The sequence below is a fragment of the Pelotomaculum propionicicum genome (assembly GCF_004369225.1).
Lineage (GTDB): Bacteria > Bacillota > Desulfotomaculia > Desulfotomaculales > Pelotomaculaceae > Pelotomaculum_B > Pelotomaculum_B propionicicum.
In genome coordinates, this window is record NZ_QFFZ01000008.1 from 13,369 (window position 1) to 30,369 (window position 17,001).

The 17,001-nt window shown below is 50.2% G+C and carries 12 protein-coding genes and 1 pseudogene; 12 read left to right on the forward strand and 1 reads right to left on the reverse strand.

From position 1 onward, the window contains the following. Window positions 1-49: 49 nt before the first annotated feature. The gene (locus tag Pmgp_RS05390) at window positions 50-2,200 is read right to left on the reverse strand and encodes a Tex family protein (RefSeq protein ID WP_243119740.1); all 2,151 of its coding nucleotides are present in this window, start codon (window positions 2,198-2,200) and stop codon (window positions 50-52) included. Between the two features lie 176 nt (window positions 2,201-2,376). Here Pmgp_RS05390 and Pmgp_RS05395 point away from each other — a divergent pair, with 176 nt between their 5' ends. The 12 genes and pseudogenes from Pmgp_RS05395 to Pmgp_RS05455 form a co-directional block, all read left to right on the forward strand. Beyond that, complete coding sequence (locus tag Pmgp_RS05395; protein ID WP_153189188.1) at window positions 2,377-2,628, forward strand: hypothetical protein; 252 nt, start codon at window positions 2,377-2,379, stop codon at window positions 2,626-2,628. 157 nt (window positions 2,629-2,785) lie between these two features. Continuing rightward, window positions 2,786-3,646, forward strand: a complete 861-nt coding sequence (locus tag Pmgp_RS05400; RefSeq protein ID WP_192902797.1) for an ankyrin repeat domain-containing protein — start codon at window positions 2,786-2,788, stop codon at window positions 3,644-3,646. Between the two features lie 18 nt (window positions 3,647-3,664). Continuing rightward, window positions 3,665-4,057, forward strand: coding sequence for a hypothetical protein (locus Pmgp_RS05405; RefSeq protein WP_134212957.1), 393 nt, complete (start codon window positions 3,665-3,667; stop codon window positions 4,055-4,057). 83 nt (window positions 4,058-4,140) lie between these two features. After that, window positions 4,141-4,776 carry a TetR/AcrR family transcriptional regulator gene (locus Pmgp_RS05410; RefSeq protein ID WP_192902798.1) on the forward strand — a complete coding sequence of 212 codons (636 nt, stop codon included), beginning with the start codon at window positions 4,141-4,143 and terminating at the stop codon, window positions 4,774-4,776. Window positions 4,777-4,920: 144 nt separating this feature from the next. Further along, window positions 4,921-6,051: an efflux RND transporter periplasmic adaptor subunit gene (locus Pmgp_RS05415; protein WP_205077947.1), complete on the forward strand. Its 1,131-nt coding sequence runs from the start codon at window positions 4,921-4,923 to the stop codon at window positions 6,049-6,051. Beyond that, the gene (locus Pmgp_RS05420; protein ID WP_134212959.1) at window positions 6,048-9,116 is read left to right on the forward strand and encodes an efflux RND transporter permease subunit; all 3,069 of its coding nucleotides are present in this window, start codon (window positions 6,048-6,050) and stop codon (window positions 9,114-9,116) included. The genes Pmgp_RS05415 and Pmgp_RS05420 overlap by 4 nt, the downstream gene beginning before the upstream one ends. After that, window positions 9,113-10,096, forward strand: a complete 984-nt coding sequence (locus Pmgp_RS05425; RefSeq protein ID WP_134212960.1) for a patatin-like phospholipase family protein — start codon at window positions 9,113-9,115, stop codon at window positions 10,094-10,096. Before Pmgp_RS05420 ends, Pmgp_RS05425 begins: the two co-directional genes overlap by 4 nt. Window positions 10,097-10,705: 609 nt before the next feature. Then, window positions 10,706-11,263, forward strand: coding sequence for a TetR/AcrR family transcriptional regulator (locus tag Pmgp_RS05435; protein WP_134212961.1), 558 nt, complete (start codon window positions 10,706-10,708; stop codon window positions 11,261-11,263). A 67-nt stretch (window positions 11,264-11,330) separates the two neighbouring features. After that, window positions 11,331-14,516, forward strand: a complete 3,186-nt coding sequence (locus tag Pmgp_RS05440; RefSeq protein ID WP_134212962.1) for an efflux RND transporter permease subunit — start codon at window positions 11,331-11,333, stop codon at window positions 14,514-14,516. 54 nt (window positions 14,517-14,570) lie between these two features. Next, the gene (locus Pmgp_RS05445; RefSeq protein WP_192902799.1) at window positions 14,571-15,692 is read left to right on the forward strand and encodes an efflux RND transporter periplasmic adaptor subunit; all 1,122 of its coding nucleotides are present in this window, start codon (window positions 14,571-14,573) and stop codon (window positions 15,690-15,692) included. 101 nt (window positions 15,693-15,793) lie between these two features. Continuing rightward, window positions 15,794-16,099 (forward strand): zinc-ribbon domain-containing protein, encoded by a 306-nt coding sequence (locus tag Pmgp_RS05450; protein ID WP_134212964.1) that lies wholly within the window; start codon window positions 15,794-15,796, stop codon window positions 16,097-16,099. A gap of 36 nt (window positions 16,100-16,135) precedes the next feature. Continuing rightward, window positions 16,136-16,936: pseudogene (locus Pmgp_RS05455) on the forward strand (protein kinase family protein); the annotation flags it as partial. Window positions 16,937-17,001 lie beyond the last annotated feature (65 nt).

The following is a 17,001-nucleotide window of genomic DNA, read 5'->3' on the forward strand; positions in this document are numbered from 1 at the left end:
CGCCCCTGAAAACCTCCGGGCTTGTCCCGGAGAAGGTTCACGAAGAGCCTTACACCCTGTTTTTCATAGAAAGAGATACCCTGCCTCTTTCCAAATCTACCGCCAGTACCCATACTTTGACCACGTCTCCTACCGAAACCAGGTCCAGGGGGTGTTTAACACGGGTGTCCGACAGCTGTGAAATGTGAACCAACCCGTCATTTTTGATGCCAATGTCAACAAATGCCCCAAAATCCACCACGTTGCGGACAGTGCCGCTGAGTTCCATGCCGGGCCGCAGATCTTCAAGGCTTAAAACGTCGGTGCGGAATACCGGCGCCGGCAGGTCCTCCCTGGGGTCCCTGCCCGGCCGGGCCAGGGAGTCTAAAATATCTCTCAGGGTCGGGACGCCGGCTTCGAGCTGCGCCGCGATCTCCTTGACATCGACCCGGGCAATCTTAGCCCTGGCTTCAGGGCGGCCAACCTCATTCAGCCCGAAGCCGATCAGATCAATCAAGCGGTAGGCCAGGTCGTATGACTCCGGGTGTATTGCTGTTGCGTCCAGGATGTTTTCCCCGTTGCTGATACGCAAAAAACCAACACACTGCTCAAGTGTCTTGGGCCCCAGCCCGGGCACTTTGGATAACTCCTTGCGGCGTTTGAAACCACCGTTTTCATCACGGTACTGGACTATATTTTCGGCAACTTTTGCTTTGATGCCGGCCACATAGCCCAACAGCTGCGCAGAAGCTGTGTTAAGGTCAACACCCACGTAGTTTACGACAGATTCGACAACCTCGGCAAGCTTTTCATCAAGCTGTTTGGGAGGAAGATCGTGCTGGTACTGGCCCACACCTACCGCGCGCGGCTCAATTTTGACTAATTCGGACAAGGGGTCCTGAATGCGGCGGGCTATGGAAACCGCGCCCCGTTCTGACACGTCCAGGCCGGGAAATTCTTTCTTGGCCAGTTTGGAGGCGGAATAAACGCTTGCTCCGGCTTCGCTGACAATGGTATAAGACAGCCCCGGCTTGTTATAGGACCTGATAAACTCTGCCACAAAGACCTCTGTTTCCCTGGAGGCTGTGCCATTGCCTATCACTATGGCCGTAACCCCATACTTTTCTACCAGGCCGGACAGGATTTCTTCGGCCTCCTTAATTTTTTTCAGAGGGGGGGTAGGGTAAAACACCCCTGTCTCCAGCAGCTTCCCCGTCTGGTCTATGACACACCATTTACATCCCGTACGGTAAGCCGGGTCTATGCCCAGCACGACCTTGCCGCGCACCGGCGGCTGGAGCAGCAGGCTGCGCAGGTTTTGGGAAAAGACCTTGATCGCCTGAGCCGCTGCCTTCTCAGTTAATTCATTGCGGATATCCCGTGCCACGGAGGGGGCAATGAGCCGCTTGTACCCGTCCCTGATCGCCCGGTCAACATAGCTGGTGGTAGCGGTCCCTTCCTTTAAGAATCTGCTGCTGATCCACTTGATGATAGGATTTTCATCCACTTCAACAGACACACTCAGTACTTCTTCTTTTTCGCCCCTGTTAATGGCCAGTACACGGTGCGGCACTATTCTGCCGACCGGTTCCCGGTAATCGTAATAGTTGAGGTATATTTTGTCTTCAGAGGTTTTGCGCACGCTGGTGACCAGGGAAGCGGTCCGCCGGGTTTGCTCGCGCACCCAGCTGCGCACGTCGGCATCCTCGGCGACAATCTCAGCGACTATGTCCATAGCTCCCTGCAGGGCATCTTCAACTGTGGGGACTGCTTCAGATATATAGGACGAAGCCTCTTCCTCCGGGCTTCCAGAACTTGGGAAGGACAAAAGATATGCTGAAAGAGGTTCAAGACCGTTTTCTCTGGCAGTACTGGCCCTGGTTTTGCGCTTTGGCTTATAGGGCAGGTATAAATCTTCTAACTGCGAGAGTTTGGTGCAGCTGGTGATTTTAGCCTGCAGTTCACCGGTGAGCTTGCCCTGCCCGTCAATCAGGCGAATTATTTCCGACTTTCTCTGTTCGAGGCTGGTGTAGTGCTTATTTAGCTCGTCAATATTACGGATCTGTTCCTCATCCAGCTCACCAGTCTGCTCTTTGCGGTAACGGGCAATAAAAGGAATGGTGTTGTCGGCTAAGAGACTGACCGTATGTTCCACTTTATGCCGTGGAAGACCGGTATCCTTTGCTATAAGCGCGATAATATCAACCTGATTTATATTCAACTTATTTCTCCTCTTTGTTGGTTTTTCAGCTGTTTCCATAGCCCGGGACATTCTTTATTCTACCTAAACAGTGAATCAGCTACAAGTATTTCGAAGGACTTTTTAAGGACCCGCGGGGGGGAAGATCCAAAATAGCCGAATTTAAACTGCCGTCGGTCCTGGGATCCTGTTCCGCTTTGTTCTTTTCAGTTTTGCTGGTGCATATAAAGCTCAGGGGGGATTTTCCCGTCAGGGAAGTGCTGTACCTGGAATATTTCTACATTGCAATGTATTTTGCGATCCTGTTTACTATTGTTAATTCCTTCGTATTTGGTTCGGAAAACAACTTGTGTTTTGTCCACTACCGGGATAACCTGATTCCGAAGCTTTTATACTGGCCGGTTATTCTCCTGGTTTTGCTGGTAATCACAGTTTTTACTTTTTATTAAAAAGTAAAAAAGCGCCTGTATTTTATAACCCCACAGGCGCTTTTTGTTTTTAATTGTCTTCAACTACATTACTGTTGCTGATTTAACTCATAAAACAGGTTATAATTACTAAAATGGTAAAACTTTAATTTGTTATTGATATTGGGAGGTATTGTCATTGGCGGTAAATAAATTGATTAAGGCGGCAGGCCGGGGGGATCCACCGGAAAAGATTAAATACCTGGTTGAGGAAAAAGGGATGGATGTCAACGTGCGGGATGAAAATGGCATGAGCCCGCTCATTTACGCCGCTTTTTTCGGTCATGCTGAAGTTGTTAAAACGCTGCTGGACTGCGGAGCGGATGTAAACACCCGCGGCAACAGCGGCGTTACTGTGTTGATGGCCGCACTGCAAAACGCGAGAAACCAGGAGATCGCCAGGCTGCTGATTGACAGCGGCGCCGATGTCAACGCCTGTGACGGGCAGGGCTTGACCCCGCTCATGACAGCTGTCTATTCAGACAGTTTTGAGATGACGCATTATTTGCTGGAAAAAGGGGCCGACGTCCAGGTTAAAAACAGCAAAGGGTGGAGCGCCCTGGACCTTGCCAAGCAGAAAGGAAACCACCAGCTGCTACAGGCGCTACACCAGGCTGGTTCTTTGAAAAATGCCGACCTGATTTACGCGGCCAGGATCGGCGACGCCAGGTGGCTGTCTGAGATGATTAAAAACGGCGCTGACGTGAATGCCGCGAATGATGACCAGGAGACGCCGCTTTTGTGGGCGTCGTTCAATGGCCATGTGCGAGTGGTCAAGACTTTGCTGGACAACGGGGCCAGGGTGAATGACAGGAGTAAAGAAGGGTGGAGCGCTTTGATGGCCGCTGCGGAAACGGGCAGCGAAGAACTGGTAAAACTGTTGCTGGAAAGAGGCGCTGACATTGATCTTAAAACGGAAACAGGTGAAACGGCGCTGACCCTTGCCCAAAATAACGGCTTCAGCAATATTGTCGACATGATCCGTAATTTTGTGAGGTAGAACAGGGGGAGGGTGTCAATGATCTATTTTTTATTAGCTGTTGGTATATTAGCCCTATTTGTTATTGTTTTTGGTGTGGTAGGGTATTTCAAGTCAAAAAGAGATTATTCAGATTTTGTTGAATATACATTATCAAAATTGCCCGTTAAAAAAGCGGATATTTTAGAGATGAAAAAAGCCAAAAATCAATATATCGTTTCTTTTATGGAACAGGGAAAGACTGCCACCAAAACATTTTCCGCCGGTGAAATCACTATTTTGTACGACTTAAAAGGCAGCGCTAAACCTTATATAACCTTCAAGTCCCTGAAAAAAGACGTCCCTTTTCCACGGGTCAGGAACTGGTCGGTCAAGCAGGGTTTGTATAATGTTGAAGTACATGTGACAGAGGAGTATATGCTCAGCATTTAGTTCGATAGTCCCAAATAATGGTTGACAACAAAATATTTTGGAGGTACGATTATGCTGACTGATTGCAGTCAGTGGAAATTGAGGTGCTGATAATAACCAGAATTACTAAGGATCCAGAGATTAGAAAAGCGGAACTGATTGATGCCGCGGAAGAATTATTCCGTACCAGGGGTTATCACCAGACTTCGGTCAGCGATATCGTGAAAAATATCGGCGTCGCGCAGGGGACCTTCTATTACTATTTTGAAACTAAAGAAGATGTCCTGGAAGCGATCATTTCACGTATGGTCATACTCATTATTAATGAGCTTGAGGAGTTGGTGGACAATCAGGCCATTTCCGCGGAGGAAAAAATCTGCCAGATAGTGCAATTGTTTTTTGACAAGATAAAAAATGAAGAATCATTATTAGCTGTTTTATTTGAAGAGAAACAACTGCACTTAATGGCCAAGATAGAAAATCACGCTAAAAAACTTGCTGAACCCAGCCTTCTTAAAGTCTTTAAACAAGGGCAAAAAGAAGGGACAATGAATATACCATATCCGGCGGCGGCGTTGGATTATTTTGTAACAATCCTTTTGCCCATTATAGAATCTTATCTGGAAAAGCCTGATGAAACTAATCCGAACGTCTTTGCCGGGAAAATATTTGTTGGTGAAAGGCTTATCGAAACAGCCCTGGGCATAGAGAAGGGCAGGTTAAAATTCAGAAGGACTTAAAATTTTTTGTATTATACTGACTGATAACAGTCATTTCGCTAAGATATTTACATAAAAGCAGCAAAATAGTTTAGCCTCACTATTTAACTGACTAATATCAGTCAGGTGTAATTATTTGAATAGATACTTATTAGGAGGTCTCCTGTGAAAACACAAAAAAGAACGATCGTCCAGTCCGGCAGAATTATTCTTGTTTTTCTCCTGGCTCTTTCTACGTCTTTGTGGTTGATGGGATGTTCGCCCGAGGCACAAGAGGTCAAGGAAGATGCTCCTTTAGTCCGGACACTAACCATAAAAAGCGTTGAAGGGAACCTAAAATCGGTATATCCGGGAGAAGTTTGCGGTCGCAATGAAACAAAACTGGCTTTTCAGGTTAACGGAAAAATTATTAATCGTTATGTTGATTTGGGAAGTATCGTAACACAAGGGGATTTGCTTATGCAACTTGATGCACGGGATTTTCAGCAGAACATTGACGCGATTGGAGCGCAATTGTCTTCGGCTCAATCTCAATTGAATCTGGCGACGGACAATTTAAAGCGCTACAGGCAACTATATGAGCAAAAAGCCATAAGTAAAGCGGAATACGACAGCTTTCAGAACACTTATAATTCCGCCGAAGCATTGGTACGGCAGATTACGGCTCAATATGAACAAGCTGTGAATCAATTGAATTACACTAACCTGTATTCCGATTGTAATGGTGTCGTAAAGAGCATTGATGGTGAGGTGGGGCAGATGGTGGGTCCCGGTGTGGTGACTTCCCGCCCGCAAGTAGTAACGATAGTGCGGGACGGCGAGCGGGAGGTGGAAATAAATGTCCCGGAAAATCGCCTTGATGAATTGCGCAAGGCAGAAAAAATCCAGGTCAAATTTTGGGCCTTGCCCGATGTGGTTATAGATGGCCGGGTGAGGGAAATATCGCCCGTGGCGGATCAAGTATCCCGTACATATAAAGTGCGTGTCAGTCTGGTAAATCCGCCGGAAGGAATTGAACTTGGCATGACGTCTTCCGTAATCATAAGCGGCGCGGCACGGCAACAGGCAACTGCTTATATCCCTTTGTCGGCGATTTATCAAACCGGAGACACTCCCGCGGTTTGGGTTGTAAATGACGGTGTTGTTCACTTGCGCTCCATAAAGGTTGGCGCCTTTGGAGACAACCAGGTTCAGGTACTTGAAGGACTTAAAGACGGCGAGATTATTGTCACCGCCGGTGTGCAAAAACTGCGCGAAGGGCAAAGAGTGCGGACTAGCGCGGGTGAAGCCAGATGAGTAAGTTTAATTTGGCTGAATTGGCGCTGAAAAAACAACAACTGGTATATTTTTTTATCGTAGTGATTTTTACGCTTGGAGCGTTATCTTACCAGCAAATGGGAAGGTCTGAAGATCCTGATTTTGTTATCCGCCAGATGGTAATCGCCACGGCCTGGCCTGGCGCCACCGAACCTGAAGTGGAAGAACAGGTTACTTATAAAATCGAACGGAAGCTTCAGGAAACACCGGGTTTCGATAAGGTCGAGAGCTATTCCATGCCCGGCCAGTCGGTGATTTTCCTGAGCCTGAAGTACGAGGTTAAAGAAGGACAGTTGCGGCCGACCTGGCAGGAAGTGCGCAACATGGTTAACGATGTTGCCGCGACGTTTCCTAAAGGAGTGCTGCCCCCCGTTTTTAACGACAGGTTCGACGATGTATACGGCAACATTTACGCATTGACGGCGGAGGGGTTTACTCATGAGGAGGTAAGGCAATACGCCGAAGAGATCCGCCAGAAACTGCTCGGCGTTAAAAATGTTGCGAAGGTTGAACTGGTTGGAGTCCAGCCGGAAAAAATCTTTGTGGAAATCGAAAGCAGCAAACTGGCCCAGCTTGGTGTTGACCAATCATCAATAATACAAACTTTGCAGAGTCAAAACGCGGTAGCCGCCGCAGGGATGCTGGAAACGTCATCAGATAACGTTTATTTAAGGGTAAGCGGCATTTTTGAAAACATTGATAATATTCGAAACCTGGCCATCCGGGCTAATAACAGCGTGTTCCGCTTGGGAGACATAGCCACTGTGCGCCGGGGGTATGCCGAGCCTGCTCAGGAGAAGATGTTTTATAACGGCCGGCAGGCTGTCGGACTGGCAATTTCCATGGAGAAAGGCGGCAATATCCTAACCATGGGGGACGACCTCGCAGCAACAGTGGAAGATATCCGCACAAATTTACCGCTGGGGATGGAAATCCACCAGGTGGCCAACCAGCCGGAAGTGGTCAAAAATTCAATTAACGAGTTCGTCAAGACTCTGGTGGAAGCCCTGGCAATCGTCTTATGCGTGTGTTTTCTCAGCCTGGGCGCCCGTGCGGGTGTTGTTGTCACCTTTTGCATACCTTTGATCGTGGCCGCCCTGTTTGCTTGCATGAATTACACCGGAATATACCTGCACAGGGTTTCCCTGGGGGCGCTAATTATTGCCCTGGGCCTGCTGGTGGACGACGCCATCATTTCAATAGAGATGATGCTTGTGAAGATGGAACAGGGTTGGGATAAAGCAAAAGCCGCCAGTTTTTCATTTGCCCAAACCGCTTTGCCGCGACTGGTCGGCGCTTTAGTTACCTGTGCGGGGTTCATGCCGGTCGGCTTTTCGGTTGGCGCCGCGTCGGAATTCGTGGGTAGTATTTTCTGGGTTGTCACGATCTCGCTGATGATTTCATGGGTGGTGGCGGGAACGGTCACTCCCTTGCTGGGGTGCCGTTTGATTCAGTTAAAGAAGACGGCTGGCGGCCAGCATGAGTTCAACCTGTACAACACCCGCTTTTACCGCCTGTTCAGGCGGGTCCTGGAAGGCGCGCTGCGGGTGCGCTGGCTGGTAATCGCCCTGGCGGTAGCGGCTTTCATTTTATCCATTCAGTTGATGAATTATATCCCCAAAGAATTTTTCCCTAATTCCACCCGCCCGGAATTGATTGTTGACATGCGTTTGCCGGAAGGGTCCTCTCTAAAAGCTACCGAGCAGGAAGCGGCCAAATTAGCTGAAAAGCTGAAGGATGATCCGCGCATTGTTAACTTTTCAAGCTATACCCGTACAAGCGCGCCGAGGTTTGTTCTCTCGGTTGCAGGCCTGCCTCAGGATAATGCCAATTACGCCCAGTTCGTAATATTGGCGAAAGACACTAAAGCAAGGGATGAACTGCGCCGGGAGTTGGAAGAACTATTTGACCGGGAATTTGAAAACGTCCGGATGAAAACCAAGGTGCTTGCGCTGGGGCCGGGTTCCGCTTATCCGGTTATGCTCCGGGTTTCGGGCTATGATCGGGACAAGGTCCGGGAAATAGCCTCACAGGCCAGGGATATCATGGTTCAAAACCCCAATTTGCTTAATATTAATTTTAACTGGTTCGAAAAAACCAAAACCATGCGTCTGCATATCGACCAGGACAAAGCGCGCGCGCTCGGTATCGACAAGCAGAGTCTGGCTGTCGCCCTGCAGTCGAAGTTATCCGGCATACCCATCGCCGAGTTCCGCGAGGGTGATAAAAAGATTGATATTGTTTACCGTGCGGCGGACCTGGATCCCAACGACCTGTCCCGGGTTAAGGATTTAAGTGTTGCGGCCGGCGCCGGCAAGTTTGTCCCTCTTGGGCAGATCGCCGAAATCAGTTACGGCGCGGAGGAAGGAACGGTATGGCGCAGAAACCTGAAACCGACCATTGACATCCAGGCCGACACTGTTCCCGGCATTACGGGCAATGACGCCACCATACAAGCGTATCAAGATCTGGAAGAGTTGCGTAAAAACCTGCCTCCCGGTTATAGTATCGAAATGGGCGGCTCAGTTGAGTTAAGAGACGAGGGGATAGGGTTGTTGATGCAGCCTGTACCTGCCATGGTTGTAATCATCATGACCCTGTTGATGCTGCAGCTGCAAAGCATCCCCAAAATGATACTGGTTTTGCTTACAGCTCCCCTGGGTATTATCGGGGTAAGCGCGGCCATGCTGCTGTTCCAGAAACCAATGGGGTTTGTGGCCATTTTTGGTATTATGGCCCTCTGCGGGATGATTATACGGAATTCCATCATCTTGATAGATCAAATTGAAAAGCTTATAGCAGAGGGCCTGCCGGCCTGGGATGCCATCATCAACGCTACAATATCACGGTTTCGCCCCATTATGCTGACGGCGGCGGCAGCCATACTGGCCATGATACCTCTATCCGGCAGCGCCTTCTGGGGGCCGATGGCAACCGCCATCGGGGGAGGTTTATTGGGGGCTACCGTACTCACACTGCTGGTCTTTCCGGCTATGTACGCGGCCTGGTTTAAAGTAAAACCGGTATTGGAGGAAAAGAAATGAAACGTGGCAATGTTAGGCCTAGGATAGGGCTGGCGCTCGGCGGGGGTGGCGCCAGGGGCTATGCCCACCTGGGAGTACTTAAGATTTTGCTGGAGGCTGACATTCCTATTGATGTTATTGCCGGCACCAGCATGGGAGCAGTGGTAGGCGCCGTTTATGCCGCGGGATATGGAATCAAGGAAATGGAGAACATGGTCTTTCAAATTGGGTGGAGACAAATGTTCGAATTAGCAGATCCGTCTTTACCAAGTCAAGGATTGATTATTGGAAACCGGTTAGAAAAGTACTTTAATATTTTAGCCCGTGGGAAAGATTTTAACCAATTAGAAAAAGCGCTGGTCGTTGTTGCCACTGACGTAATTTCAGGAGAAGAAGTACGTATTAACTCAGGTCCGGTGGCTAAGGCATTAAGGGCAAGCACCGCCTTACCAGGTATCTTTTATCCGGTAAAGGCTGGTTCACATTTGCTTGTGGATGGTTCGATAAGCACACCCGTACCATTAGCGGCAGTTCAGGAAGCAGGTTCGGATGTTGTAGTTGCCGTGGATGTCTGCTCGCAGGTTGATCGGGCTGATATCTTGATAAGGGCAAGGAAATGGTGTGAGGAAATAGCCTCAAAAAAAGGCAGGCAAATGGCTTGGATGGGGAATCTGAGACGCTGGCTTAACTCGTCGATGCCCGCATCTATAAAAATTATTGACCGTTCATTGAAACTGAACGAGCAACACGTTGGAATACTCAAACAAGAAAAGATTTTGTCGAAAAATTACATACTGTTGAAACCTGCTGTTGAAAAAATAAGGTGGTATGAGTTTCACAAAGCCGAAGAGTGCATCCGGGCGGGTGAAGCGGTAGGGCGGCAGGCTGTCGAGCAGATCAAAACCCTTGTTGCAACAGAAGGCTTCTCTATACCAACGAGTGATAAGTCGCCATGTTTTTTGGATAAAACGGACGGCGCGTTCGGGGTCAAAAAATTTTAAGGACTCAGCCAGGTTCTTCTCCAGTTCTGCCCGTTCTTCTTCTGTAAAAAACTGATAGGCCAGAAAGTCATCAAAAATCTTGGGCTCATCATGCACTGCGTGGTAGGCCCGGCCGTAGGCAGTTATCAGCGCGGTAAGGCTGGCCTTGTTCTTTTCCAAATAAGCACCTTTTCTTAATCAACATTAAATATTGGATTTGGCCAGTTCGGCAATGCGCCGGTTGGGGTTGTCCTGATACAGGCCGCCGTGGTAGCAGATGACAGTTTGAATGTCGTAACGGGTAAGCTTCTCCAACGACTTGCCAGCTGCTACGTTGTCGTGATTTAAAAATTGCGGGGCCGGCGCCAGCGCACCGTCCTCCAGAAATCAGGAAAACAATATAAACCGCTGCCAGACATAGTACCATCAACAAGCCCATGCCAAAACCGTCCAACGCCCCTCCGTAAAACATCCTCATTTTTTATAACCCCCTTTGTTGTATGAGTAAATTGTTTCCAATCATGTAAGATTAAATTCGGAGTTTTTAATCTTGACCAATTAGCTGGTGAATGCTAACATGGAAAAGATGGAAAACAAATTATTTTCCAATGAGGGTTGGGGTTGACTGATATGAGAAACAGAATTATACACTCGGCCATGGAACAAATCCAAAAATACGGTTTCCGGAAATTCACGATCGGGGATATTATCGCCGATCTGGGGATCAGCACTAAAACAGTCTACAAGTACTTTAAAGGGAAAGAAGATATTATCAGTGCGGTTTGTACAAGCTTTGTTGAAACGGAAAAAGAGAAAATCCTCAAAATTCTAGAGTCTGAAGGCGCCTGGGTGGATAAAATGACAGCGTTTATCTGCGAGGAACCGTCAAGGAATGAGCAACTGGCCTTTGAACTTAAAAAACATTTCCCGGATGAATGGAAAAAGGTTATGGATATGCAAAACTTCCTGTCGCAACATAAGAAAAGCTTTATGGAGCAGGGGGTAGCCAGTGGAAATATCAGGCCGGATATAGATCTTGATGTGCTTGACATAATTATGCAAGCCTGCGTTGACGCGGTGTTCAATATAGACGCCAGTGTTTTAACCACGAAGCAGGTACTTAAGGAGTTCTGGAATGTGGTCATGTACGGAATTCTTACCCCTGAAAGCAAAATGAGAAAAGTATAATGCCAGGAAAATTAATGTTATCAAAAGAAGCAGTTGACGGACAGAAGTCAAGAGAGGGGTTTAATTTATGGGTTTGACTGAATTTGCGGTAAAGAGGCCGGTGGGTATGTGCGTAATCATCGCGATGTTCGTGGTACTGGGCCTTTACAGTTACCGGATGATCGGCGTGGACCTCTTTCCGTCGATAAATATACCTTACGTCACTGTTATCTCCACCTACCCCGGGGCGGGAGCGGAGGAAATAGAGACTCAGATCCTGAAGCCTATTGAATCGTCGCTGGCCACCTTAAGCAAGGTGAAAAAAATAACCTCGCAGTCAAACGAGGGTTTGGGGTTCGTAGTTCTGGAGTTTGATTTGACCGCCAACGCCGACCAGGCCGCGCTTGATGTCCAAAAAAAGATTGATTCAATCAAGGGCACCCTGCCGGAGGACGCCAGCGACCCGGTGGTGTCCAAGATCGACCTGAACGCCTTCCCGGTAATGACCCTGGCGGTTAAAAGCCCGCGCCCGCTGCATGAAACCTACTACTACGCGGATAAAATCGTCAAGGAAAGTTTACAGAAGCTTTCAGGCGTGGCCGACGTTTCGCTGGACGGCGGGCAGGACCGGGTGATTAAGGTCAAGCTGGATAAAAACCGCCTGGCGGGGTACGGCCTGTCGGTCAACAGCGTCACCAGCCGCCTGGGGGTGGAAAACCTGAACCAGCCCAGCGGGCGGCTTGACCAACCGGAAGCCGAGTACAATGTGCGGGTTATGGGCGAGTTTAAGTCAGCCGACGATATCAAGAATATTCAGATCCCGCTGGGCAACGGTAAGTCGGTTTACCTGCGGGATGTGGCCACGGTCGAGGATACCTATAAAGATGTCCGGCAGTACAGCAGGCTCAACGGGGACCCGTCCATCGGGGTAAATATCCTCAAGCAGAGCGACGCCAGCACGGTGGATGTCGGCAAGGTAATTAAAAGGGAACTGCCTAATATACAAAAAGCGCTGCCGCCGGATTTTGAAATAGTAGTAAACATCGACTCTTCAAAGTTTATAACTGACTCGTTAAATGGAACACTGCTGACCATTATTGAGGGTATCTTCACGACTGCTTTTATCCTGTTTTTCTTCCTGCGGGAGTGGAGGTCAATGGTTACGGTGCTGATAGCCATCCCGACCTCCCTGGTCTCGACCCTGATGGGGATGTATTTCGCCGGTTTCAGTTTCAACATGATGTCCCTGATGGGGATGGCTCTGTGCATCGGTATCCTGGTGGATGACTCCATCGTGGTGCTTGAAAATATCCACCGGCACCGCGCTATGGGCAAGTCAGCGCTGCAGGCGGCCCTGGAGGGGCGCTCCGAGGTGGGCATGGCGGCTATCGCCATTACCATGTCGGACGTGGTGGTGTTCGCACCTATCGCCTTTATGGGGGGAATGATCGGGCAGTACTTCCGCCAGTTCGGACTGACGGTGGTAATTGCCACCCTGTTCTCGCTGTTTGTCTCGTTCACCCTGGCCCCGATGCTGGCGCACCGTTTTTACATGGAAGAAGACGCCGAGACACGGGAGCTGAAAGCCAAAGCGCGGCGGCACACGCTCTGGGGCTGGTTGGGCAGCAGGGTGCAGAAACTGTTTGACAGGTTCTGGTCTTTCTTGGACAGGAAAACCAGTGGAACTCTGGTCTGGTACGACCGGGCGCTGAAATGGTCGCTGGGCAACCGCAAAAAGGTACTGGTCCTGGCAATTGTTGGGTTCATTCTGAGCCTGACCTTAATCCCGCTGGGCAAGGTGGGTTTTGAATTAATGCCCCAAACCGACCAGTCAACACTTACCGTAACAATGGAGACGCCGATCGGCACACCACTTCAGAAAACCGAGTCTGCTTTGAGGCAGATCGAAGATTACATCAAGAAAATCCCAGAGGTGAAATACTACCAGGCCAGCGTCGGTTCGTCCGGGGGATACGGTTCGTACTCCTCGGGGGCGAACAAGGGGCAGGTAATTATAACGCTTTATGACAAGTCCGAGCGCGACCGCTCTGTCTGGCAGGTGGGAGACGAGGTAAGGAAACTGGCCGATAGTTTTCCTTACGGCAAGATTACTGTCAGCGAGTCTGATTCCATGGGCGGCGGCACGGAGTCCGATTTCCAGATCGAAGTTGCCGGGCCGGATTACACCCAACTGGTGGCGCTGGCGGAACAAGTGAAGCAGCTGGTGGCGGAAACCCCGGGGGCAAAAGATGTGGATATGAACTACCGGCTGGGCCAGCCGGAGGTACAGATAAGAATTGACCGACAGCGGGCCGGTTCTTACGGCCTGTCGGTCAACGATGTGGCCAATACCTTAAGGACGGCCCTCAACGGCAGCACCGCGACTGTGCTGAGGACCGGGGACAAAGACGTGGATGTGGATGTCAGCATTGAGGGGCTGGACAAGACTGAAATGGAAAGTTTAAAACACCTGACCATAGCCACCACGAGCGGTATACAACTGCCCTTATCCCAGGTGGCAGAGGTTGTTAAAGGGAGCGGGCCCACCCAGATCAACCGGGTCAACCGCCAGCGGACCATAACAGTGAGCGGCAACATTGGGGGTACGAACCAGGGGGCCTTCAGCCAGGAAGTCGGCAAAAAACTTGCCAGGTTACAGCTTCAGCCCGGGTATTCAGTCAAGCAGGCCGGCCAGACCCAGGACATGAACGACATTATGGGAGATATGCTGGCGGCTTTCGCGCTGGCGATAGTACTGGTCTATATGGTGCTGGCGATTTTGTACGAGTCGTTGATTACCCCGCTGATCAGGATGTTCTCGCTGCCGCTGGGGTTAATCGGCTCGCTGATAGCGCTGGCTCTGACCCACAACACGCTCAACCTGTTTTCGATGATCGGGGTGATCATGATGGATGGACTGGTGGCCAAGAACGGCACCCTGCTGATCGACTACACCAACACCCTGCGCGACCGGGGTGTAGAGTTGCGCGAGGCGGTCCAGCAGGCGGCCAAGACACGTCTGCGGCCGATTATCATGACGTCGGTGACCATGATCTTCGGTATGCTGCCAACCGCCCTGGCCCTGACAGAGGGGACGGAAATCCGCTCCGGCATGGCTGTTGTGTTGATTGGCGGGCTGATCACATCTACTTTATTTACCCTGATTGTAATCCCGGTCTTTTATACCGTGGTGGATGATTATAACAAGCGGCGCAAGCAGAAGAAAATGGATAAACTGCGCCGGCTGTCTGAAGCAGCGGAGGCAAGGGTTTAGGGAATACATGAGATAACATTTTTATGCAATACTAAATTGACGGGGGGAAGGTCAGTGGCTAAAGAAGTGAAGGGAAAAGTCAACCGCAAATTGTTGATCACAGTGGGTGTGATCGTCATATTGCTGATCGGGTTTTTGGTGGTGCGGGGCTTCCGTGGTACCGGTAAAACCACCCCTGCGGCCTATGAAATAAAACCTGTTTCCGTCAAGTTAGCGGCGGTGCAGAAAGGCTCAATCAGCCGCCGGGTGAACCTCGCCGCTAAAATAGTTCCCGCCACCGAGGTCACCATTATCCCCAAGGTTGGCGGCAGGGTAGCGGAAGTTACGGTGGACCTGGGCGACACGGTCAGGGCGGGGCAGACCCTGATTCAGCTCGACGATACCGATTACAGCATCCAGGTACAGCAGATGGAAGCAAATCTCGAACTGGCCGTGGCGGGGCAGAAAGCGGCAGCCCTGAACCTGACGAGGTATGAGCAGTTGGCCAAAACGGGGGCTGTGGCGCAGCATGATCTGGACAGCGCCCGCACCGCTTCTGAGCAGGCCGACGCCCAGGTCAAACAGGCCGCCGCCGCTCTGGCCAACGCCCGCAACCAGGTTGCCAACACAGCTATTTGTGCGCCTATCGACGGATTGGTATCAGGACGCCAGGTTGATATCGGGGAGATGGTAAATACCGGCGGCACGGTTATGACCATGGTGGACATTTCCAGCGTTTACGCCGAATTTAGTATTCCCGAGAGCGAGATCAGCCGCCTGGCACAGGGACAGAAGATAAAAGTACGGGTGGCGTCGGTGTCAGTAGAGCCATTTGAGGGGACACTGACCAACCTGGCTCCCGCCGCGGACTCCTCCAGCAAAACTTTCAGCGCCCGGATCAAGATCGAAAACAGCGCCCAAAAACTAAAGCCGGGGATGTTTGCGGAGGTGGAACTGGCCACGGAGGAACACCAGCAGGCGCTTTTGATTCCCAAGGAGGCCATCGTGGAAAAAGCCGGCCAAAAACTTGTTTACCTGGCCAAAGAGGGTAAAGCAGTGGAAACACGCATCAGCACAGGTCTTATGGAAGGAGAAATGGCAGAGGTGCTGGAAGGGCTGCAGGAGGGTGACCCGGTGATCACAGCGGGACAAGCCCTGGTGCAGAACGGCTCGCTGGTTGAAATAATTACGGCCTGACCATTAAATGAATTTTCAGCATTCTTTTAGCTTTCCCTTGGCTAATTCTTAGCAAGCTGTGATATACTAAAAATGGAAGATTTACTTAAGGAGGTTGTTTAATGAACTGCCCAAGCTGTCAGAGAGCCTTGCAGGATGATTTTAAATTTTGCCCTCACTGTGGTGCACCAATAGCTAATAACTGTTACTCATGCGGCAAGCAGGTTGATCCCGCCTGGGTGTCCTGCCCCCACTGCGGCGCCGGGTTAAAAGGACGGGCGAGCCAGCATCACCCGGTCAATCCCCCCCCGCCGCCGCAGCAGCAGCATTACCCGCATAACCCGTACCAGCACGGTTACCACCACGGCAGCAGTTCTTACAATAAACGCCACAGGAGGGGTTTTCTGGGCCGTATATTTTCTTCCTGAAGGGAACATCCCAGGCTCAGAGAATATGCTGTTGAAGCATTGCTCGGCCAGGGCAGTTACGGGGTTGTAATCAAAGCCAGCCGGGGAAAAAGATTTTACGCTATTAAGGCTTTGTTCAACAGGGATGATCAAAATCCAAATATTTTGCCTTTTGAGCTGGAATCAGAGATTCTCAGAAGTGTTTCCCATCCGCGCATACCAGGTTTTGTGGGGGCTTTTTCGTTTGGTGAGATCCATTACATTGTCCAGGAGTTCAGCGAGGGATTGCCCTTAAGCTGCCTGTTGGATTCAGGCCGCCGTTTCAGCGAAGATGAGGTAAAGAACATCGTTACGCAGCTTCTTTCCATTCTGCGAGATTTGCACACTCCGCCGCAGCGGGAAAACGCTGTGGTTCACCGTGATCTGCGCCTTTCCAACCTGCTGCTGAAAGATGACGAGCTGTTTTTAATTGATTTTGGCTTTGCACGGTTCCTTGACCTGTCCCGGAATCTCTCCTGCCCGGACCCTCTGGAAAACAAGTACAAAGACAGTAACGGTGATGGACAACCGCTAAGACTGTTAAGTGATCTTCCTTCAAGAAAAAAGATACCGGGAGCTGAGACCTACCGGCTTTTGCGTAAGGAGATCTCCCCGCGCAGCGATCTCTTCGGGGCCGGGGTCGTGGCTGTTGACCTATTTACCAGTTGGGTTGAGGATGAAACCCTGTTCGACAGACCCTGGCAGGAAGTGCTCCCTCTCTCGGAACCATTTGTAAGCTTCCTGGCGAGGCTTTTAAGCCGGGAAGACGGTTTCCATACTGCCGCCGGAGCCCTGGAATATTTAGGATCTATATTGTGAATACATTTGTTTGAAGCGCGATCGATCCGTTGTAATCATGAGAAAATGTATCCTTTTTCAATTAA

What these genes read in the sequence shown, in the direction of transcription:
- Pmgp_RS05405 (WP_134212957.1), top strand. Translation starts at nt 3,665, where the DNA reads ATGATCTATTTTTTATTAGCTGTTGGTATATTAGCCCTATTTGTTATT.
- Pmgp_RS05420 (WP_134212959.1), top strand. Translation starts at nt 6,048, where the DNA reads ATGAGTAAGTTTAATTTGGCTGAATTGGCGCTGAAAAAACAACAACTG.
- Pmgp_RS05425 (WP_134212960.1), top strand. Translation starts at nt 9,113, where the DNA reads ATGAAACGTGGCAATGTTAGGCCTAGGATAGGGCTGGCGCTCGGCGGG.
- Pmgp_RS05435 (WP_134212961.1), top strand. Translation starts at nt 10,706, where the DNA reads ATGAGAAACAGAATTATACACTCGGCCATGGAACAAATCCAAAAATAC.
- Pmgp_RS05440 (WP_134212962.1), top strand. Translation starts at nt 11,331, where the DNA reads ATGGGTTTGACTGAATTTGCGGTAAAGAGGCCGGTGGGTATGTGCGTA.
- Pmgp_RS05450 (WP_134212964.1), top strand. Translation starts at nt 15,794, where the DNA reads ATGAACTGCCCAAGCTGTCAGAGAGCCTTGCAGGATGATTTTAAATTT.